Here is a 20,908-nt window from a genome sequence, read left to right as displayed (position 1 = left end):
CCCGCATACGCTCCCGCGTCCGCGTACCCACCCGCGTCCACGCCGCCCTGCCCCGTCTCGCGCACCGCCACGTCCGACGCCCGCCTTCCCACGACCCAACCACCGTCGGCCTTCCGGACACCGGAAGCACCGCTGTACAACTCCCCTGCGACGACAGCGAATTGTCCCCTACACCAGCCGGTTCACGTCCGCTCGGTCTGGTCAACACGGGTGAATTCCGGCGTGCCGCGTTGACCTGGCTGGGAGAATTCCCCTATGGCCGAGATCATCCAGCGTGACGGGACCTGGGCCTTCGACGGCGACACGGTCCGGATCACGCCCGGTCTGCACCGCTCCGTGCCGCTGTTCCGGCAGACGTACGGGGAGATCGCCGTGCCGCTCGAGGCGGTCTCGAGTGTCGTCCTCGAACCCGAACACAGGCGCGGACGGCTGCGGTTGCGGCTGCGGGAGGGTGCCGATCCTCTGCTCCAGGCGACCGGTGGGCGACTGCCGGACGCGGCCGATCCATACCGGCTGACGGTGGACGCCGACCGTACGGGGGTGGCCGAGTACGTCGCCGAGGAGATCCGCCGCGCGCTGTTCCTGGACCGGATTCCGAAGGAGCCGGCGAAGACGTATCTGCTGCCCGGACCCCCGGTCCCGGTCTCGGTCCGTTCGTCCGACGGCACGGTCTCCTTCGACGGCACCCGGGTACGGATCGACTGGGCCGACACCTCCGAGCGGGTCAAACGCGCGACCGGCCCGCGGATCATCACCATGGGCGACCTGGTCCAGGTCGAGTGGCTGCCGAACTTGGGCCACGAGGACGGCCTTCTGCGCTTCGTGACCCGCGAGACCGTGTACTCGAAGCTGCCGCCGGAGAAGGACCCGTACGCCCTGGACCTGTGGGGCAGCACCCGCCGCGATCTGCTCACAGCGCTCGTCGCCACGGCGGTCACGGCCCGGCTGCCGCATCCCTCCACCGGCTCCGCGCTCGACAGGTCCGCCCACCACCCGCTCCCGGCGGCGGCACCGCCCGCCTTGGAGCACCACGACGTACTGCTGCGCCGCCTGCGCGAACTGGGCCGGTTGCACCGGGACGGGGTGCTCACGGACGAGGAGTTCGCGATGACGAAAGCGGTGGTGCTCCGCGGCTTCTGACACCAGCGGCACGCCGCGCCCCACAGCCGCTCAACTCAGCAGATCCGGCTCGCTCCGGCTGACGTCCTGCCACATCGGCTGGTAGTTGATCCACGCCACCAGATCGCCGCCCAGCTGCTCCCGCGTCGCCACCGCCATCCGGTGGTCGATGCGGACCGGCCGTCCGGCCGCCTGCGCCGTCAGCTGCACCTGGCAGGACCGCTCCATCGACACGAACCACCAGGCCGCCGCGTCCACCGAGTCGCCGACGGTCAGCAGCCCGTGGTTGCGCAGCACGAGCGCCTTGCGGGAGCCGAGTACGGCCGCGATGCGCCGCCCTTCCTCGGCGTCGACGGCGACGCCCGTGTAGGCGTCGTAGAGGGCGTGGTCCTCGTAGAAGGCGCAGCTCTCCTGGGTGATCGGCTCCAGCAGCTCGCCGAGGGCCGCGAGCGCCCGGCCGTGCACCGAGTGGCAGTGGGCGACGGCGACCACGTCGGGGCGGGCGGCGTGCACCTGGGCGTGCACGGTGAACGCGGCCTGGTTGACGTGGTAGCGGCCCTCTACGACCTGGCCGTCCTGGTTGGCGAGCACCAGGTCGCTCACGGTGACGTGCCGGAAGGGCAGCCCGAACGGATTGACCCAGAAGCAGTCGGTGTACTCCGGGTCGCGGGCGGTGATGTGCCCCGACACACCGTCCTCGAAGCCGAGCCGCCCGAAGATCCTGAGGGCGCCCGCGAGCCGTTCCTTGCGGTGCAGCCGTTCGTCCTCGACCGACTCGTGCATGGGCGGCATCGCGAACCGCAGCCGGTCGGTGGGCAACGGCAGGGGCGGGGTGGGCCCGTGCATAGGTCCTCCAGCGCTGTTTCTTCGTACGGGGCGGAAGCTACCGCCGGTCGGGCCGGGATGAACAGAACCGTTTCGTGAAGATGAAACGAGCGCCCCTGAGAGCACCCTGTGCGCACCCTTTTGCCCCCGGTCTCCCCTACCCCACGAATAGCCGACAGAAGATGTCGGATTTCGGCGCCACACTCTCCGTATGACAGCGAACTGGGCGTCTTTCGCCGCCGCCGAACCGGACCTGGCCGACACCGTCGAGAAGCGCTTCGGCGCCTACACCCACCACGTCCTCGCCACCCTCCGCAAGGACGGTTCGCCCCGCACCAGCGGCCTCGAGGTGCGGTTCCTGAACGGCGAGCTGTGGCTCGGCATGATGCCGGGCTCGCTCAAGGCGCTCGACCTGCGCCGCGACCCGCGCTTCACGCTCCAGGCGAACCCCGGGGAGGGCACGGGCATGGGCGGCGGCGACGTCCGGATCAGCGGCAGGGCGATCGAGGTCGAGGATGCGCGGACCAAGGCCGGATACGTCGAAGAGGTGGAACCGCCGGAGCCGCTCCACCTCTTCCGCACCGAGCTGACGGAGGTCGTGAGGACCTACGTCGAGGACGACACGTACCTCGTCGTCCAGGTCTGGACGCCCGGCGAACCCCTGCGCACGATCAAGCGCACCTAGGGCCTGCCGTTCGGATCACGCCGCAGACGCGGGGGTCCGGCACGCGCATCTGCCGCGTTGTCGTCGGTTGCCGATGCTCCGCATCGCCGCCCTCCTCCGCCTTGCAGCTGCACGCACCAGACCCCGCTCGCCGGCGATTTCCAGGAACCGTCAGTTTCCTGCGACCTGATCCAAACGACAGGCCCTGGGCAGGGAGGTCACTCCCACTCGATCGTCCCCGGCGGCTTCGAGGTCACGTCGAGGACGACGCGGTTGACGTCGCGCACCTCGTTGGTGATCCGGGTCGAGATCTTCGCCAGGACCTCGTACGGCAGACGCGACCAGTCGGCTGTCATGGCGTCCTCGGACGAGACGGGGCGCAGCACGATGGGGTGGCCGTACGTACGGCCGTCGCCCTGGACGCCGACGCTGCGGACGTCCGCGAGCAGGACCACCGGGCACTGCCAGATGTCCCGGTCGAGGCCGGCCGCCGTCAGCTCCTCGCGGGCGATGGCGTCTGCCTCGCGCAGCAGGTCCAGGCGTTCCTTGGTGACGTCGCCGACGATACGGATACCGAGGCCGGGGCCGGGGAACGGCTGGCGCTGGACGATCTCGTCCGGCAGGCCGAGCTCCTGGCCGACCATCCGGACCTCGTCCTTGAACAGCTGGCGCAGCGGCTCGATCAGCTTGAACTCGAGGTCCTCGGGCAGGCCGCCCACATTGTGGTGGGACTTGATGTTGGCCGTGCCGGTGCCGCCGCCGGACTCGACCACGTCCGGGTAGAGGGTGCCCTGGACGAGGAACTCCACGGCCGGGCCCTGGTCGGCGATGATCTCGGCCTGGGCCTGCTCGAAGACCCGGATGAACTCGCGGCCGATGATCTTCCGCTTCTCCTCGGGGTCGGAGACCCCGGCGAGCGCCTTGAGGAACCGCTCCTCGGCGTCCACGACCTTCAGCTGCACGCCGGTGGCGGCCACGAAGTCCTTCTCGACCTGCTCGGTCTCGCCCTTGCGCATCAGGCCGTGGTCGACGTACACACAGGTCAGCTGGGAGCCGATGGCCTTCTGGACGAGGGCGGCGGCGACGGCGGAGTCCACGCCGCCGGACAGCCCGCAGATGGCGCGCCGGTCACCGACCTGCTCGCGGATCGCGGCGACCTGCTCCTCGATGACGCTGCCGGTCGTCCAGTTCGGCGTGAGGCCCGCGCCCCGGTACAGGAAGTGCTCCAGCACCTGCTGTCCGTGCGTGGAGTGCATCACCTCGGGGTGGTACTGGACGCCGTAGAGCTTCTTCTCGTCGTTCTCGAAGGCGGCCACGGGCACGACGTCCGTGGAGGCCGTGACGGAGAAGCCCTCGGGGGCGGCGGAGCAGGCGTCGCCGTGCGACATCCAGACGGGCTGCTCGGCGGGGGTGCCCTCGAAGAGGGTGGAGGACGACTTGGAGACGTGCAGTCCGGTGCGGCCGTACTCGCGGGCGCCGGTGTTGTCGACGGTGCCGCCGAGGGTGCGCGCCATCAGCTGGAAGCCGTAGCACATACCGAAGACAGGGACGCCGGCCTCGAAGATGGCGCGGTCGAGGCTCGGGGCGCCTTCCTCGTAGACCGACGAGGGGCCGCCGGAGAGGATGATCGCCGCGGGGTTCTTGGCGAGGATCTCCTGGACCGGCATGGTGCTCGGCACGATCTCGCTGTAGACCCGCGCCTCGCGGACACGACGGGCGATGAGCTGGGCGTACTGCGCGCCGAAGTCGACGACCAGGACGGTGTCGGGGGCGTTGGCAGCGGGAGTCGCTGATGACACGGGGTGCCTTCCGGCGGTGGGGCGGGGGTCTTGTGCCACCCGATTCTACCGAGGTGCTCGTGCGCGGCGTCCCGCCCACGGAAGCCCGGGCTCCGGGCCTCTCGTCCCGCCATGCGAGTCTCACCATGCGAACCCGCTTGGACACCGCGCCGCCCCCGGGCATACTGAGCGCCATGCTCACGCACCACACCTTCCGCTTTACCTATGGCATCCGGCCCGCCGGCTGCCATGGTCGTGCTGCTTGAGCAACTGACAAGCGACTTCCCAGGCGCCCCGGGCCGACAAGGCCCGGGGCGTCTGCCGTCGTCCGGGCCTTGCCGCTCCGGGGCACCCCCTGACGACGAGGAGCCCCTCCCATGACCGTTCCCACCACCACCGCCGCCGACGTGACCGGCGCCCGCACCCCGAGGCCGCCGAGGTGATCACGGGCGCACGCGAGCGGATCGACGCGCTCGACGACCGGATCATCGGCCTGATCCAGGAACGGGTGGCGGTGTCTGCCGTCATCCAGGAGGCGCGGATCACCTCCGGAGGCCGGCGTGTGAACCTGTCCCGCGAGATGGAGGTGCTGGGCCACTACAGGGACGCGCTGGGCAAGCCGGGCACGGCCATCGCGATGACCTTGCTGGAGCTGTGCCGGGGCAAGATCTGAAACCACATTCGTGGGACAGACGTACGCCCCCTCCTCACCCGTACGGCGCGTGACCGGCCCCGGGCCACCTCGTTGGTCTCGGTGTCCGCGCCAGCCAGGGGCGGGCCCGAAAGAACCACGCGTGGCTCACTGGAGCGATGAGACGTACGGATCGTGCCGTGCGTCGTGGGACCTCGCTTCAGGGAAGTGACCGGACGGCAGGGGACAGCAGTCCGGTCACCCAAGAGAACGGGCGGCTCCGGGGACGCCCGGGGCCGCCCGGCGGAATCGAGAGAACGCGCAGGGCCGGGTCAAACGGTTGCGGGCGCCGCGTTCATCCAGCACGATGCGCATACAGCCCAAGTCCCCCCTTTGACTCCCACATTGTTCGACGGCCAAAGGTCGAGACCAGCGGCGCACCCCCCGGCGCCGCTTCCAGGCACCGGCGCTGCCCTGACGTCGGTGCTGACGAGAAGAAGGGCCCCGCGGCTCCACCCCGCGGGGCCCTTCGCTCGTGCATGTCGCGCCTGCAAACCGGGCCTGCTTCCGGCGCCTGCTCAGGTGCGGGTCACCGTCCCGCACGCGTTGCCGTCGTCGATGCTCCTGCTGCGGTCGTACGGGTCCGTCGTCGGGCCGGTGGGGTCAGGGCCCTTGCCCCCGCTCGACGGGAACTCCGGGTGCAGATAGCCGTCGTGGACGTCGCAGGTGGAGTTGCCGATCTCCTCGTCGTACTTCCGGACGGTCAGCCGGCCCGGGGTGACCCGGTAGCGGACGGGGTCCGCGAGTTCGACATCGAGGACCCTGCGCACGATCGTGCGGGTGACCTCGGTCGATCCGTCGGCGCGCATGACGGGGTAGACGAAGGTGTAGTCGGCGCGCACCGCGACCCCCGCGTGCGAGCCCTTCTCGAATGTCATACGCCCGCGCGTCTTGATCACGTCACCGGCCGGCCGTATCTCGTCGGGGTCGAAACGGCTGAACATCGTCAGCGGGTCGTGCTTGTCGCTCGGGGAGAGCAGGGCGGTGTCGAGGTCGTCGAGGAGCCCTGGCTGCTTGGGGTCGAGCACGTCGAGTGCGGCCTCGGGTCGTTCGCCGTGCACCGTCTTCGGGTCGAGGTTGGCACCGACCAGCAGCTTCTTCGTCAGCTTCAGCGCCTGTTCCACGCGGTCCTTCGAGACCGGACCGATGGCCTTCGCCTCGGGCAGGACGATGCCGGCCTCGCCGTCGGCCCAGCGCAGCGCCGGGGAGCCGGCGAAGGGCTCGTCCAGGGTGGGGGTTCCGGGGTCCGACCCCCGGGTGCGGCGGTGGGCGGCGCCGTCTCGGCGGGCAGGGGCGAGGCCTCGGCCCGCGACGCGTCCGAGCCGAAGGGGTCGCCGGGCAGCAGTGACGGCTTCAGGGCGACCAGGGCCACCGCGACGGCGACCGGCACACCGAGAACGGCCCACAGCGTGCGGCGACGGCCTGCCCGGCCGTGGGTGTACGGCGATTCGGGGCCGGTACGCCACCCCGGGGGCGACTCGCCCCGCTCCTCCTGCCGGCGCAACCGTTCGGTCACCATGCGCGCCCGCGCGGACGGCTCCTTCGGGGCGGAGCCGCGGGTATCCCGTTCGGCGTCGCGGATGAACTGTTCCCAGACATCGTCGGGGATCTCGGAGGCCGACGGCTGATCATCGGACGGTTTGTCAGACACGAGCGACAGTTCTAGGCGCTCGGTGAGCGCCTTCACAAGAAGGTCATGTATGTGACTGAGCCCACATAAGAATCCTGTGAAGGTCAGTGCAACCTTTCACAGGTTTCACGGATCAAACCTTCAGAACCACGGGCCACTCCCGCGCCCCCAACGCGGAGGCCTCACCCAACGTTCGTACCGCACCCTGCGGTACGCCGGACTCTCCGAGGTCTTCATGAAGCTTCGCCGCGCCATGGCAGCAGCGGCCGCTACGGCGGTCATAGCCCCGGTGGCACTGCTCGCGGCACCGGCCGCGTACGCGACCGACGGATCGACGCCCACGCCGAGCACGTCCGTGAGCGAGTCGGCTCCCGAGAGCAGCACCTCGCCGCCGGCGACCGAGACCACGCCGCCGGCCGAGACCACGCCGCCGGCCGAGACGACGACGCCGCCCGCGCCGAGCACGTCCGCTCCCGCGACGTCGAGCGCGCCGAGCACGTCCGCCCCGGCGCCGACCACCTCCGAGCCCGAGGAGTCCGAGTCCCCGGACCCCGAGCCCTCGGTGTGCGAGGACACCAAGGTCGACGTCAGCATCAGCGGTCTGCCCGGCAAGATCTCGGCGGGCAGCGGCTGGCACAAGTTCTCGCTGAACGTGCTCAACAACTCCGACTCCACGCTCAACGACCTCGACTTCTACGCCGGCGCCTCCGCCGACAAGAACGGCGAAAATCTGTTTGCCAGCAAGAAGGTCCAGCTCCAGGCCTGGGACCCCCAGGACAAGATCTGGGTCGACCTCAACGAGGGCGGCTACGCGGTCGGTTACGTCGGCTACACCGACGAGCTGAAGCCGGACTACGAGGTCGACATCCCGCTGCGCCTCAACGTCAAGCCGTCCGCCCCGGTCGGCGCCGGCTTCTCGCTCGGCGCGACGATCTACGGCGACAACGACGCCGAGTGCACCGGCTTCGGCCAGATCTCCTACAAGTTCCAGATCGTCTCCTCCGGTACGGACACCGGTGGCACCAAGCCGCAGGAAGGCGGCAAGGCGCCCGTCACCGACGAGAAGCCGAGCGGCACGACGCCGGAGGTCACCGGCAGCCTCGCCGAGACCGGCTCCAGCTCCGCCCTGCCGATGATCAGCCTCGTCGGCGGTGCCGCGGTCGTCGCCGGTGCCGGTGCGATCTTCGTGGTGCGTCGCCGCAAGGCCGGCGTGGAGGCGTAGGACGCCAGAGCTTGACGCAAGACGGAAGAGGGACCTGCGCTCGGAGGGGGGCGCAGGTCCCTCTTCTGTTGTCCGCCGGCTTCAGTTCTTGGGGGGCACCGCCGGCATGCCCAGGAACGGCAGCCGCAGCGCGCCGAACGCGTCCGCCGGGACCGCCGGGGACTTCGGCTCGACCGGCTGGAGACGCTCGTAGGCCGCGCCCTGTTGCGGCCGGAGGTCGGGCTCGCCCTTGTTGGGCCAGTACGACATCGCCCGCTCGGCCTGGGCGGTGATGGTGAGGGACGGGTTGACGCCCAGGTTGGCGGAGACCGCGGCACCGTCGACCACCGAGATGCCCGAGTGTCCGTAGAGGCGGTGGTACGGGTCGATCACGCCGGTCTCGGGGGAGGCGCCGATGGGGCAGCCGCCCAGGAAGTGGGCGGTGAGCGGGGTGCCCATCAGTTCGCCGACGTTCGAGCCCGCGAAGCCGTTGATCTCGGCGGCCAGGGCCGAGGCGCTCTGAGTGGCGGCCTTGATCTGCTTGGGGTTGGGGGCGCCGTGGCCCTGGCGTGCGGTGAGCAGGCCGCGGCCGGCGCCCGACGGTTTCAGATACGTCGTCAGGGAGTTGTCCAGCGACTGCATCACCAGGCCGATGATGGTCCGCTCCGACCAGCGGCGGTTGGACAGGGAACGCAGCACCAGCAGGGGGTGTCTCGCCGCGTGGGCGAGGAAGCCCAGGACCCGCGAGGTGCCCGAGGCGTGGCCGGCGTAGGGGACCTGGAGGATGGACAGGCCGCCCATCGAGTTGGAGCCCTTGCCGTAGCGGACCGGCTCGATGTGGGTGTTCTCGTCGGGGTGGATCGAGGACGTGATGGCCACGCCCTGGGTGAAGTCGGCCTTCCGGCCGCCGTGGGCCTTGCGGTAGCGCCGGTCGTCGGTCTGGGCGCCGACCAGGGCCTCGGAGTTGGTGCGGGTCAGCTCACCCAGCTTGTCTGAGATGTACGGCAGCTGGCCGCCCGCCTTCATGCGGTGCAGCAGCGTCTGCGTGCCGTAGGTGCCGGCGGCGAGGACGACCTTGCGGGCCGTGTAGGTGCGGCCCTTCGCCTTGCGGCGGTCGTCGGTGGGCAGTGTGGCGACGGCGTATCCGCCGCGCGAGTCGTCGGTGACCGAGACGACCGTCGTCAGGGGGTGGACGACGGCGCCGGCCTTCTCGGCCAGGTGCAGATAGTTCTCGTTGAGGGTGTTCTTCGCGCCGTGACGGCAGCCGGTCATGCACTCGCCGCACTCCGCGCAGGCCCTGCGGGCCGGGCCCGCGCCGCCGAAGTAGGGGTCGGGCACCTCCTGGCCCGGCTTGGCCTTCGCCGTGCCGTCGGCGTCCTCGCCGTCGCCGAAGAAGACGCCGACCGGGGCGAGATGGAAGGAGTCGCCGCAGCCCATGCGCTCCGCTGCGGCCTTCAGGTGCACGTCGGAGGGGGTCATGGTCGGGTTGAGTCGCACGCCCAGCATGCGCCGGGCCTGGTCGTAGAACGGCTTCAGCTCGTCCTGCCAGTCCGTGATGTCCCGCCACTGGGGGTCCTCGAAGAACGGCTTCGGCGGGACGTAGAGGGTGTTGGCGTAGTTGAGGGAGCCACCGCCGACGCCCGCGCCCGCCAGGACCATGACGTTGCCCAGCAGGTGGATGCGCTGGATGCCGTACATGCCGAGCTTCGGCGCCCAGAGGTAGTTCCTGAGGTCCCAGGAGTTCTTGGGGAGGGACTCCCGGGTGAAGCGGCGGCCTGCTTCCAGGACGCCGACCTTGTAGCCCTTTTCCGTGAGGCGCAGGGCGGTCACCGAGCCGCCGAAGCCGGAGCCGACCACGATGACGTCGTAGTCGTAAGCGTCCTGTGGCACGTGTTCTCCTCGTTGAGTGTCCGTGCGAGAAGGAGGTCGGTCAGCGGAACCGGAAGGCCTTCATCAGACGGAGACTCCTGCTCATGAACTGGGCGTACTTCTCGTCGTCCATGCCCAGGGACGGGGCCATCGGGAGAACCCTCTGGTGGGCGACCGTCTGGGCCTCGGTGTACTTGAGGATGCCCTCGGAGCCGTGGCGGCGGCCGAGGCCGGAGTCCTTCATGCCGCCCATGGGCGACTGGACGCTGCCGTAGGCCGGGGCGTAGCCCTCGTTGATGTTGACCGTGCCGGTGCGCAGCCGGGCGGCGACCTCCTGGCCGCGCCGGGCGTTCTTCGTCCAGACCGAGGAGTTCAGGCCGTACGCCGTGGCGTTGGCGCGCTCGATGACCTCGTCCTCGTCCTTGAAGCGGTAGACCGAGACGACCGGGCCGAAGGTCTCCTCGGCGCAGACGGACATCTCCGTTTCGACCCCGTCGAGGATCGTGGGCTCGAAGAAGTACGGGCCGATGTCCGGGCGGGCCGTCCCGCCTGCGAGGACCTTCGCGCCCTTGGACACCGCCTCTTCCACGTGCCGCGTGACGGTCTCCAGCTGGCGTTCGCCGACCAGGGAGCCCATGTCGGCGCCGTACGCCAGCGACTTGCCCAGGCGCATCGTCCTCGTACGGGCGGCGAAGCGCTCCAGGAAGGCGTCCGCGACGGACTCGTGGACGTACAGCCGCTCGATGGAGATGCAGAGCTGGCCGGCGGAGGAGAAGCAGGCGCGGACGGCGCCGGCCGCCGCCTTCTCTATGTCGGCGTCCTCCATCACCAGCATGGCGTTCTTGCCGCCGAGTTCGAGGGAGACGCCGACCAGCCGGGCGGCGGCGCCCTGGGCGACCTCGCGGCCGGTACGGGTGGAGCCGGTGAAGGAGACGTAGTCGGCGTGCCGGACGACCTCCGGGCCGATGACCGGGCCGTCGCCGAGGACGACCTGGAAGACCTCGGCGGGCAGGCCGGCCTCGATGAGCAGGTCACGGGCCCACAGGGCGGTGAGGCAGGTCTCCGTGTCCGGCTTCATGACGACCGCGTTGCCCGCGACGAAGGCCGGGATCGCGTCGCCGACCGACAGCTCCAGGGGGTAGTTCCAGGGGGCGATCTGGCCGATCACACCGCGCGGGTGACGCAGTTCGGTGACCTTGGTGAGGGTCGGCATGGCACCGGCGTGCCGCTTGGGCCGGAGGTAGGCGGGGGCCTTGCGGCCGTAGTGCCGGGCGGCGACCGCGACGGCCTGGACCTCCTCGTGGGCGTGCAGCCGGGCCTTGCCGGTCTCCAGCTGGATCAGGTCGAGCACCTCGGCCTGGCGCTCCAGCACCAGGTCGTGGAAGCGGAGCAGGACGGCGGCGCGCTGCCGCAGAGGGGTCCGCGCCCACACGGCCTGGGCGGTGCGGGCCAGTTCGAAGGCCTTCGCCACGTCCTCGGGCGTCGACTCGGGGAGGTCGGCGAGCTTCTCCCCGGTGAACGGCGTGTGGTTGGCGGTGGTACCGGAGCCGGCCACGCCCTTGGTGAGCTGGGCGACCAGCTCGGGGGTGACCACGTCGGCGGCGGTGCGGGCGCCCTCCGGGGCGGGGGCGAGGGGGTTCGTGCCGGTCTGAGCCGTGCCGGTCTTCTCCGGGGCGTGCGCGTCCGTCATGAGCCGCAGAGTATGCCCCGGCGGAGGCTTTGGGTACCCGTCGGTAATACGGCTTCACCGAGTACACACACGACGCCAGTGGCTGCTGGCAACAAACACCCTGATCAGGGCGTTGTGGGGTGACAGTCGGTGTAATTCAGCCTTTTACGATCCCGTGCCGAGCCCGAGCCGGTCCCGGGCGCCCTGGAACACCGCTGTGCCTTCCTCCTCCTCCGGCGTGCCCTTGGGCATGTCGACGCGCAGTTCGTACATGCGGTCGTCGCCGGTGCGGATCAGTACGCGCAGGACCCGCCTGGGGCCCTCGTCCGCGCGGTAGGCGGTGTCGGCGAGGGCGGCCTCGTGGCCCTGGACGCGGGTGCGGTCGTACCGGGTGTCCCCGGTGTCCCCCGGGACGACGGGTGCCTTCCGGGCCTGGTCCGTCGGGGAGCCCGGCGCCCGGTCCCAGAGGAGGAGACGGATCTGGATCGTGCCGCCCCGTTCGTCGCCGTAGAGCACGGTGCGGGGCTGGTCGGTCGCGCTGCCCGTCCGGTCGAGTTCGCGGTAGTGGCGCGGGAGGCGGAGTACGGCCGCCAGGTCCGGATCGTGGTGCGGGATCCAGGTGTCCGTCGTGTCGGCGCTCCGGTCGGCGCTCTCCGCGCTGTCGGTGCCGTCGAGGTGGGTGGCGGCGCCGATGCCACCGGCGAGCAGTGCGCTGAGGAGGGCGAGGGGGCGGGGCGGAGGAGGATGTGCCGTTTCGGCGGCTCCGGTGGCGCGACGGTCGCGTCCGGGTGCGTTCCCGGGCCGCGGCCGGGGCCGTCCGCCGGCTCCCGTACGTCTTCGGCCTCCTGGTCCCCGGCGGGTATCTCCGCGACGGGCGGGAGGGGCGGTGGTCCCGCCACCGCCTCCAGTTCCTTCGCGACCTCCTCGGCGTCCGGCCGCCGGCCGGGGTCGTGAGCCAGCAGCCGGGCGATCAGCGGCCCGAGCGGTCCGGCCTGCTCCGGTTCGGGCGGCTCGGCGGCGAGGATCGCGGCGTGAGTCGCCGCCGGCGTGGTGCGGCCGAACGGGGACGAGCCCTCCACGGCGGCGTACAACAGGGCGCCCAGGGACCACAGGTCGGACGCGGGCCCGGCGGTACGGCCGGACAGCCGCTCGGGGGCGACGAACTCGCCGCCGGCCATGAGGGATTCCTTGCCCCCGGCATGGTCGATGCCGAAGCCGGTGAGGACGACGCGCCTTTCGGGGCCGAGCAGCACGTTGGCGGGTTTCACGTCCCGGTGCACGATGCCGACGGAGTGCGCGGCGCGCAGGGCACCGAGAACGGCGAGGCCGATCCGGGCCGCTTCGCGCGCGTCGACGGTGCCGTGTCGGAGCGTGTCCTGCAAGGATTCGCCCGGCACCGACTCCATGACGATCCAGGGGAGTCCGTCGAGCGCCTCGGCCGCGTCGATCTCTTCGGGACCCGAAGGGCGCGGGCCTTCGTCCGGCCGCTCCGCCTCGACGACCACGTCGTGGATGGTGACCGCGGCGGGATGGTCGACGCGGGCGGCGGCCCGGGCCTCACGGTGGAGCCGGTGGGCCGCACGCCGGTGGCTCTCGTCCTCCGGGCCGCCCGGCAACCGGGGCTGCCTGACGGCGACTTCACGCTGTACGAGCTCGTCGCGGGCCCGCCAGACGATGCCCGTCCCGCCGGAGCCGATGCGCTCGATCAGCCGGTAGCGCCCACCGATCAGCCGGCCCTGGGCGCCCGCCCCGCCCCCGTCGTTGCTCATGCCCCATCAGTACCGTGCGGGACGTGCGGTTGTCGACGCGGGTCGTTCTTGGGGGTGTTGGAGGGTTCTGCAGCCAGGTCGAGGCCTCCTGCTTTCCGGGTTCAGGTGTTGTCGATGTCCAGGTTCGCGATCGCCGTGCTCGCCACCTCACGCCCGCGGTCGGTGAAGTCGCCCTTGCCCGGGTAGCTGACGGTGAGCTTGTACATGTCGCCGCCGGGAGTCCGGTAGTAGAACATCCTGAGTTCGCGGGGGCGCGGGTTCTCGCTGTCGTCGGTCTCGTAGGAGACGGTGTTCTCGGCGGCCTTCCTGTCTCTGTACGTGGTCACCCTGGGATTCGTCCTCGGGTTCGCCGGCATGTCCAGGTCGTAGCTGCCGCTGTCCTTGAACCGGCTGTCGTCGTCGTACATCTCGGCGGCCGCGGAGCCCGCGATGTTGCTGCCGGTGTCCTCCGCCTTCTTGTCGAGGGTCAGGCCGATCCAGATGCTGCCGCTCCAGTCGGTGTACGTGACCCAGTGCTCCTGGTCCCTCTCCTGGCCGGGCACGGTCCGCCGGTACTCGTCGGGGACGGCCAGCGACACGGCGAGGCTCTTCTCCCGCTCGGTCTTCCAGCCGTCGGGCAACGGCCCGGCGAACGGATCCGCGATGACCAGGCCCGCCGTCACCGCCGCCGCGACGACGGCCACGCCGAGCCCGGTCCATGCCCCGCGGCCGAGCCGGATGCCCCGGCTTCCGGCGCCCTGGCCCGTGACCCGCACGGCCTGGGTGGGCTGAGCGGCGGGCGGGTTCGCGGCCGCCTCCAGCCGGGCACGCACCTGTGCGGCGTTCGGGCGGCGGGCCGGGTCCTTGTGCAGCAGGCCCGTGATGACCTCGGCCAGCGGGCCCGGGGCGGAGGCGGGCGGCGCGGGCGTGGCGTTGAGGACGGACTGGAGCGTGGCGGGGGTGTTGCTGCGGCGGAACGGCGAGACGCCCTCCGTCGCCGCGTACAGCACCACGCCCAGGGACCACAGGTCGCTGGCCGGGCCCGGGCGCTGGCCCAGCACCCGTTCCGGCGCGATGTACTCGGGCGAGCCGACGAAGCCGCCGGTGTCGGTCAGGTTGGTCTCGCCCTCGATCTGGGCGATGCCGAAGTCGGTGAGGACGACCCGGTCGTACCGGCCGAGCAGCACGTTGTCCGGTTTCACATCGCGGTGCAGGATGCCCGCGGCGTGCGCGGCCTCCAGCGCGCCGAGCACCTCCAGGCCGATCCGGGCGGCCTCTCGCGCGGACAGGGTGCCCTCCTGGAGCGCGTCGCCCAGCGACCGTCCCCGCACCAGCTCCATCACGATCCACGGCTGGTCGTCCACGACCGCGACGTCGTGGACGTCGACCACGGCAGGGTGGTCGAGCCGGGCCGCGGCACGCGCCTCGCGGCGCATGCGCTCGAAGGCGTTGGCACGTTCGCGGTCGGGAAGATGATCCGGGACGCGGGGCTCCTTGACGGCGACCTCCCGGTCCACCGTCTCGTCCTCGGCCCGCCACACCGTGCCCATGCCGCCGTGCCCGAGCTTGGCGATCAGCCGGTAACGCCCGGCGATGAGCCGCCCGGCGCCGGGGTCCTCGGCCGCCGCCGTCGCCACGGGTGCCACGGCCGCCGACCGGGGCGGAACGACCTGGGTGGGCGTCGCGTACGGGTTGCCCGGTATCGGCGCCTGCGGGTTGGGCGGTTGCAGAACGAAACTTGTCGGCTCGTCGGCCCCGGATCTGGATCCCCCGTCGTTGCTCATGGGGTCATCCATATCGCGCCAAGCGCTTACGTATCCACCCATGCCGCGAACCGGTCACAGACCCGTGACCCTGACCGCGCGCTTATCTCCCGTTTGTGCCGGTAGGAGAGGCGACCGGGGTGGTCGTGGGTGCGGGGGCGCTCGGGGACGAGGGCCGGGTCGTGGGCGTCTCGGGAGCCGAAGTCCTCGGCGTACGGCCTCCTCCCGGCTCGCCGCCCTCGTCCATGAGCAGCGCCGCCGCGGACACTCCCGCCCCCGCCATCGCGGCGACCAGCAGCGCGGCCACGAGCACCCTCCGGGTGGGCTGCCGCATCAGCTGCTCGGCGAGCCGGCTCGGTGCGGGCATGCCCGCCGGCGGCGTGAACGGCTGCTGGTCGGCGGCGCCTTGCGGTGTTCCGCGCGACCGTCCGCCCGGTGTGTCCCGTACCGTCGGCACGTACCCGGGCGGCGGCACCTCGGGTGTCCGGCCCGTCTCGCGAAAGGCCCGCAGCATCCGCTCCGCCCGGTCCACGTCCAGCCGCCGGTCAGGATCGCGTTCGAGCAGGCCCTGTACGACGGGCAGAAGCGGCCCGGCCTGCGCGGGTGGCCGGATCTCGGCGGCGACGACCGCGTGCAGGATGCCGCCCAGCGAGTCGCGGCGGAACGGCGACTCGCCGCTCAGGGCCGCGCACAGCAGCGCGCCCAGCGACCACAGATCGGACTCTGGCCCGGTCCTGGCTCCGGACATCCGCTCGGGCGCGGTGTACTCGGGCGAGCCGACGAAGGAGTTGTTCTCGGTGAGAGTGGGGGCTCCCGCGACCTGGGCGATGCCGAAGTCGGTGAGGACGACCCGGTCGGTTCCGGCCTCCAGGAGGACGTTCTCAGGCTTGAGGTCGCGGTGCAGGACCCCGGCGGCGTGCGCCGCGTGCAACGCGCCGAGCAGGTCGATGCCGATGCGTGCGGCCTCGGCGGCGTCGACCGGGCCACGGTGGGCGAGACGGTCGGCGAGCGAGCCGCCCTCGATCAGCTCCATGACGATGTACGGGCGCTCGTCGTCCTCCACGACGTCATGGACCACGATGATGTGCGGATGGCTCAGCTGGGCGACCGCCCGGGCCTCGCGCAGCGTACGGTCCCGCTGCCGGCGCGCCTCCGCCGCCGAGAGCGTCTCGTCGTAGGGGAGTTCCTTGACGGCCACGCCCCGGCCGAGCAACTGGTCGGTCGCCCGCCACACCACGCCCATGCCACCGCGCCCGAGTCTCTCCTCGAACCGGTAGCGGCCCGCGATGACACGCGTGTTGTGCCCCTCGGTCCCCATGCGGCAATCATGCCCCACCGGACGGATCGGCTCCGGGGCGGCGCTCGCGGGTGGCCGAAACAGGCGCCCGCGTCAGAAGGGCTCTGTGCGAACGGGCCCCCGCGTCAGGAGGTCTTCTCCTGCCAGCCCTGGAGCAGCGAGGTGAACTGCTTGCGCGCCTTCGCCCAGTCCCCCGCGGGCGACGACATGTAGAGCGCGTACTCGGTGCCGTCGCGGGCGACGTACGTCTCCTCGATGGCGCGGCGCGGGCCGGGGAACGGGGTGTCCTTCGCCCGCGCGGTCCAGGTGTACTCCCACAGGGCGCCGCCACGGTCACGGTAGACGTTGCGCTCCAGCGTGATCCGCTTGTAGTCGACCAGATTCTTGATCTGCTGCTCCAGGTCGAGCTGGTGCGCGTACGGGTCGGCGAAGTCCGGGGAAGTGTCGACGGCGATGCGCACGAAGTGCCGTCCGCCGTCCGGCGTGTAGTCGATCTGCTTGAGCTCGCCCTGCGGACCGAAGGGCTTGCGCTTCCAGCCCTTGGGCAGCGAGAGGCTGAAACCCGCGGGGTCGTCGTGACGGACCCAGCTGTCGGGAACTCCCCGGGCTGCTGCGTGCTCGTGGGACCCGCCGAGGCGGAGGCTCCGCCCGGCGTCTGCCGGCCCTCGTTCCACTGCTGCAGCACCACGGCGGTGCCCCCGCCGATGATGGCCGCGAGCGCGACGACGAGGGCCAGCGTGCGCAGCCGACGGCGCCGGCCCGAACCGGTCTGCCGCGGCCCGGCCCCCTGCGGCCCCGTCGCCGTCGGACCGACCGTGGTGGGACCGGTCGTCTGATGGCCGGCGACGGAGGTCCCGGACACCGGCGTCCCGGGGGCCGGGGCGCCCGTGACAGGGGTGCCGGCCAGCGGCGGGAGCGGTGTCCGGGTGTGCGACCCGGAGCCGGTGGCGGACAGGCCCGTGCCGGTCGTGCCCGTGCCCACGGCGCCCATGCCGCTGTGGATGTCCCGGTACGGCGTCCCCCCGTACTGCGTCGGGACGTACGCCTGCGCCCCGCTCGGCTGCCGGCCCTCCGCCGCCTCGGCGAGCATCTGCTCGGCCTCGGACGCGTCGGGCCGGGTGGCCGGATCCTTGCGCAGCAGGGCGGTGATGACGGGCCCGAGCGGACCGGCGTGCTGCAACTGCGCGGCCTCTTCCTCGACCACCGCCTGCATGGTGGTCAGCGGGGTGGTACGGCGGAAGGGCGAACGGCCCTCCACCGCCGTGTAGAGCGTCGCGGCGAGCGCCCACAGGTCGGAGGACGGACCCGGGTCGTGGCCCCGTACTCGCTCGGGCGCCAGGTAGTCGACGGAGCCGACGACCTCTCCGGTCCGCGTGATGGTCGTGTCGCCCTCGATCTGGGCAATGCCGAAGTCGGTGAGCAGGACGCGTCCGTCACGGCCGAGGAGGACGTTGCCCGGCTTGACGTCGCGGTGCAGGACACCGGCGGTGTGCGCGGCGCGCAGGGCCCGCAGCACCCAGAGGCCCACTCGTGCCGCCTCGCGCGGCTCGACGCGCCCCTCCTCCTTGACCGCGTCGGCCAGCGAGCGGCCCTCGACCAGCTCCATCACGATCCACGGGCGGCCGTCGTGCTCCAGCACGTCGTGCACCGTGACGACCGCCGAGTGGTTGATCCGCGCGGCGGCCCGCGCCTCCGCCCGGGTGCGCGCCAGGAGGATGGCCTGCTCGCTCTCGGAGACGTAGAGGGCTGCCGTCAACTCCTTGATGGCGACGGACCGGTGCAGCACCTCGTCATGGGCGCGCCACACCCGGCCCATGCCGCCGCTGCCGATCGAGTCGGCGAGCCGGTAGCGGCCCGCGACGAGCTGGCCCTGCATCTGATTCACGTTGCCCCGCAATGGTCTTGACAGGGTCAGCGTAAGGACCCGCCCCTCCCCAGGGAACAAGCGGGGTGCCACGGTGACCGCACTGTGACGGTTGTCGCCTGCTGGGACGAGAGGCAACCAGGGGTTGAACTACCGCGTACAGTCGGCGCGCCGGATGCTCAACCCGTCGCCTTGTAGGTCGCCGCCGCCTGCTCGTACAACCGCGTCACCTCGTCCCGCTCGGCCTCCGGCCCGCGCACCTGGACCACGTGGTACCGCCCGTCGACCAGCATCGCGAGGTTGCGCACGTACAGCTCGCCCCCGGCGCCGCCGGTCCAGGTGAACTGCCCCTCGGCCATGGTCCGTCCGCCCACCTCGATGGTCTTCAGCCCGGTGGAGGTGGCCCAGCTGGAGTCGCGGTAAGGCTGCAACTCGCGCTCCCTCTCCCGCTGGTAGGCCATCGGATCACTGCCGAACTCCTTGGCACTGTCCCGGCCCGCTACGACGATGAGCTCGAAGTCGCCCTTCGCGTAGACGACCTGGCCGCTGCCGTTGCGCGGGGTGTGACTCCAGCCCTTGGCGACGGCGACCTGGAACCCCGCCGAGTCCTTGCGCAGGGTGAAGCCGTCGGCGACACCGGGGCCGGCGGTCTGTGTCTCGGCGGAACCGGCCGACCCCGACGGGCTCTTCTCCGGCTCGGGTGACGTCTGGTCGGGCCGGGGCTCGCTGCTGGCGTCCGGCTCGGGCGCCTGGCTGGCCTCACCCGCGGAACCGGTACGGTCCGTGCCGCCCGTACCCTGTGCGCCGTCGGTCTTCGACTTGGGCATGAAGAGCATGGCGTAGGCGATCGCGGCGGCCATCACGAGCAGGACCAGCAGGAGCAGGGTGCGGCCGAGGCGGTTCGGCGACCGGGACTCGCGCTTGGCCCGTTTGTGCCGCCCGTGGTGCGCGGGCAGCCCGGCCTTGCGCCGGCGCACCAGCTCGCCACGGCGGCGTATGACGGGCAGCCGGCTCGCGTCGACGGGGGGCGCCGCGACGACGTGCAACCCGGCCTCCGGCTCGGGGGCCGAGCGTACGAGCGAGCGCAGCCAGCCGCGCAGCTCCTCGAAGTCGAGGCGCTCGGTCGGGTCCTGGCGCAGCAGCGACTCCACGACCGGCCGGAGCGGTCCGCACTCCTCGGCGTAGGCGGGCGGTTCGGCGCACACCATCTGCACCAGCTCGGCCGTCGACTCCTCCGGGTAGGGCGCATGCCCCTGTACGGCCCTGAAGAGCAGCGCGCCGAGCGCCCACAGGTCGGTCGCGGGACCGATCGGGGCGGCCAACTGCCAGTTCTCGTGCACGGGCCCGGCCTGCTCGGGCGCCCAGCGCTCCGTCACCGGCCCCACCACGGCCATCCGGGCCTGCCGCGCCCGCTCGGCGGCCAGGGCAGTGGCCGGTCCGCGCCGGGGTGCGGGGGTGTCGGCGACCAGCTCGTCCCACCGGGCGGGCGAGCCCTGGCCCGCGGGGTCCGGGGCCGGTGGGAGAGCCGCCTGCTCCTGGCCCTGGCCATGCGGCGAGGGCGCGCCGCCGGTTCCGCCCCGGGGCGTGGCACCGTGCCACGCGGTCGTCCTGGGGGCGCCGGCGACGCCGTAGGGGTCTGCTGTCCGCCCCGGCGGGCCCGCACCTGGTCCCGTGCCCTGCCCGGGGATGTACGGCGACTGCGCCGAGCCGTTGCTGTGGGGCGCGGGCCCGCTGTCCGGGGCGGACCGGGCTCCGGGCAGTGCGGCCCGGCCGCCCTCCTGGGCCTCCTGGACCCGCGCGGCGGCCCGGGCACCCGCCCGGTAGGCCGCGATGGCCCCGGCGCGCGCGGCACGTGGGTCACCGCTGTCGTCCGCACTCCTGCGGGCCGGCACTACCTGGCCCCCGCCCGCCGTGTCACCCCCGGCCGCGGGCAGTCCCCTGGCCTCCCGTGCCTCTATGGCGGCTCGCCGCGCGGCCTCGGGATCGGCCGCGCCACCGAGACCGGCCGGGGCGCCGCCGCCCGGACCTCCGACGCCGTTGACCGGCCCGGTGCCGCCCTCGTGGGCCGGCCCCTGCGCAAACTCCTCGGAGGCGGGAACGGGGTCGTACCCGCACAGCGCCTCCTCCGCCGCGCCCACCGCGAGACCGGTCAGCATCACCCGGCCGTCGTCGCAGACGAGCACCGTCCGCGCGGTGACGTTCCGGTGCACCCAGCCGTGGCCGTGCAGCACCCGCAGAGCCATCAGGACGTCGGAGGCGACCTCGGCCGCCCGGTACGGCGTCAGCGGCTTCTCGGCGAGCAGGGCCGCCAGCGGACGCGCGGCCACCAGCTCACTGACGATCCACAGCGAACCGCCCTCGGCGAACACGTCGAAGACCTGGTCGAGCCGCGGATGGTCGGGAATGGCCGCGGCTGCCTGGGCGGCGTCGACCGCGCGCCGTACCACCGGATCCGTGGGCCGCCGGGGGCCCTGGCGCCCGCCGGGCCGCCGCGCGCCACCGTCACGCGCGGTGAATCCGTCGGGCAGCCCCTCCGCGTCGAGAACCTCGGCTTCGACGACCTCCGGCAACGGCACCTGCCGGACCAGGACTTCCTGCCCGCTGTAGGTGTCGAAGGCCCGGGTCTCGGTGAGTTCGTACTCGTCGGACGGCGGCAGGGGCAGGCGGTAGCGGTCGGCGAGTACCCGGCCCGCATAGTCGTCCACGTTGCCTCCCCCGTCAGCCCGGTCGGTCACATCCGTTCGCCCCACGGCCCGTTCCGGCTGCGCACGGACCGCAAATATTTACGAT

Annotated in this window: 11 protein-coding genes and 3 pseudogenes; 4 read left to right on the top strand and 10 right to left on the bottom strand. The window is 72.1% G+C overall.

Features of this window, described 5'->3' with window-relative positions:
* Positions 1 to 255: 255 nt before the first annotated feature.
* Entirely contained in the window at positions 256 to 1,140 is an 885-nt protein-coding gene (locus ACQEV8_RS27220) for a DUF4429 domain-containing protein (RefSeq protein WP_432965147.1), read from the top strand.
* A 30-nt stretch (positions 1,141 to 1,170) separates the two neighbouring features.
* Here ACQEV8_RS27220 and ACQEV8_RS27215 read toward each other — a convergent pair whose 3' ends face one another.
* Entirely contained in the window at positions 1,171 to 1,965 is a 795-nt protein-coding gene (locus ACQEV8_RS27215; RefSeq protein ID WP_432965144.1) for a class II aldolase/adducin family protein, read from the bottom strand.
* Between the two features lie 190 nt (positions 1,966 to 2,155).
* Here ACQEV8_RS27215 and ACQEV8_RS27210 point away from each other — a divergent pair, with 190 nt between their 5' ends.
* Entirely contained in the window at positions 2,156 to 2,629 is a 474-nt protein-coding gene (locus tag ACQEV8_RS27210; protein ID WP_432965140.1) for a pyridoxamine 5'-phosphate oxidase family protein, read from the top strand.
* 197 nt (positions 2,630 to 2,826) lie between these two features.
* Here the strand turns inward: ACQEV8_RS27210 and guaA are convergent, their stop codons facing one another.
* A complete protein-coding gene (gene guaA, locus ACQEV8_RS27205; RefSeq protein WP_432965137.1) occupies positions 2,827 to 4,407 on the bottom strand; it encodes a glutamine-hydrolyzing GMP synthase in 1,581 nt (526 codons plus the stop codon).
* Between the two features lie 356 nt (positions 4,408 to 4,763).
* Between guaA and ACQEV8_RS27200 the strand changes: the two are divergent.
* A pseudogene (locus ACQEV8_RS27200) lies at positions 4,764 to 5,059 on the top strand (chorismate mutase).
* Between the two features lie 536 nt (positions 5,060 to 5,595).
* Here the strand turns inward: ACQEV8_RS27200 and ACQEV8_RS27195 are convergent.
* A pseudogene (locus tag ACQEV8_RS27195) lies at positions 5,596 to 6,728 on the bottom strand (hypothetical protein).
* Positions 6,729 to 6,942: 214 nt separating this feature from the next.
* Between ACQEV8_RS27195 and ACQEV8_RS27190 the strand changes: the two are divergent.
* Positions 6,943 to 7,929 (top strand): LAETG motif-containing sortase-dependent surface protein, encoded by a 987-nt coding sequence (locus ACQEV8_RS27190; RefSeq protein ID WP_432965134.1) that lies wholly within the window; start codon positions 6,943 to 6,945, stop codon positions 7,927 to 7,929.
* Positions 7,930 to 8,010: 81 nt separating this feature from the next.
* Here ACQEV8_RS27190 and ACQEV8_RS27185 read toward each other — a convergent pair whose 3' ends face one another.
* The 7 genes and pseudogenes from ACQEV8_RS27185 to ACQEV8_RS27155 all read right to left on the bottom strand — a co-directional run bounded on the left by ACQEV8_RS27185 (position 8,011) and on the right by ACQEV8_RS27155 (position 20,823).
* The gene (locus tag ACQEV8_RS27185) at positions 8,011 to 9,798 is read right to left on the bottom strand and encodes a GMC family oxidoreductase N-terminal domain-containing protein (protein ID WP_432965131.1); all 1,788 of its coding nucleotides are present in this window, start codon (positions 9,796 to 9,798) and stop codon (positions 8,011 to 8,013) included.
* Between the two features lie 40 nt (positions 9,799 to 9,838).
* On the bottom strand, positions 9,839 to 11,467 hold the full coding sequence (locus tag ACQEV8_RS27180) for a succinic semialdehyde dehydrogenase (protein ID WP_432965128.1): 1,629 nt from the start codon (positions 11,465 to 11,467) through the stop codon (positions 9,839 to 9,841).
* Between the two features lie 272 nt (positions 11,468 to 11,739).
* Positions 11,740 to 13,215, bottom strand: a complete 1,476-nt coding sequence (locus ACQEV8_RS27175; protein WP_432965125.1) for a protein kinase domain-containing protein — start codon at positions 13,213 to 13,215, stop codon at positions 11,740 to 11,742.
* 101 nt (positions 13,216 to 13,316) lie between these two features.
* Positions 13,317 to 14,978, bottom strand: a complete 1,662-nt coding sequence (locus tag ACQEV8_RS27170) for a serine/threonine-protein kinase (protein WP_432965122.1) — start codon at positions 14,976 to 14,978, stop codon at positions 13,317 to 13,319.
* An 82-nt stretch (positions 14,979 to 15,060) separates the two neighbouring features.
* Entirely contained in the window at positions 15,061 to 16,275 is a 1,215-nt protein-coding gene (locus ACQEV8_RS27165; protein WP_432965119.1) for a protein kinase domain-containing protein, read from the bottom strand.
* A gap of 104 nt (positions 16,276 to 16,379) precedes the next feature.
* Positions 16,380 to 18,130, bottom strand: a pseudogene (locus ACQEV8_RS27160) (serine/threonine-protein kinase).
* Positions 18,131 to 18,297: 167 nt separating this feature from the next.
* Positions 18,298 to 20,823, bottom strand: coding sequence for a protein kinase (locus ACQEV8_RS27155; RefSeq protein ID WP_432965116.1), 2,526 nt, complete (start codon positions 20,821 to 20,823; stop codon positions 18,298 to 18,300).
* Positions 20,824 to 20,908: the final 85 nt, after the last annotated feature.

The sequence above is a fragment of the Streptomyces sp. CA-179760 genome (assembly GCF_050937045.1).
Lineage (GTDB): Bacteria > Actinomycetota > Actinomycetes > Streptomycetales > Streptomycetaceae > Streptomyces.
Note: the sequence above shows the minus strand (reverse complement) of the source record. Positions and strands in the feature narration are given on the sequence as shown.

Bases quoted from the DNA above. Each gene is read 5' to 3' on its own strand.
- ACQEV8_RS27220 (WP_432965147.1), top strand. From the start codon at position 256: ATGGCCGAGATCATCCAGCGTGACGGGACCTGGGCCTTCGACGGCGAC.
- ACQEV8_RS27215 (WP_432965144.1), bottom strand. From the start codon at position 1,965: ATGCACGGGCCCACCCCGCCCCTGCCGTTGCCCACCGACCGGCTGCGG.
- ACQEV8_RS27210 (WP_432965140.1), top strand. From the start codon at position 2,156: ATGACAGCGAACTGGGCGTCTTTCGCCGCCGCCGAACCGGACCTGGCC.
- ACQEV8_RS27190 (WP_432965134.1), top strand. From the start codon at position 6,943: ATGAAGCTTCGCCGCGCCATGGCAGCAGCGGCCGCTACGGCGGTCATA.
- ACQEV8_RS27180 (WP_432965128.1), bottom strand. From the start codon at position 11,467: ATGACGGACGCGCACGCCCCGGAGAAGACCGGCACGGCTCAGACCGGC.
- ACQEV8_RS27175 (WP_432965125.1), bottom strand. From the start codon at position 13,215: ATGAGCAACGACGGGGGCGGGGCGGGCGCCCAGGGCCGGCTGATCGGT.
- ACQEV8_RS27170 (WP_432965122.1), bottom strand. From the start codon at position 14,978: ATGAGCAACGACGGGGGATCCAGATCCGGGGCCGACGAGCCGACAAGT.
- ACQEV8_RS27165 (WP_432965119.1), bottom strand. From the start codon at position 16,275: ATGGGGACCGAGGGGCACAACACGCGTGTCATCGCGGGCCGCTACCGG.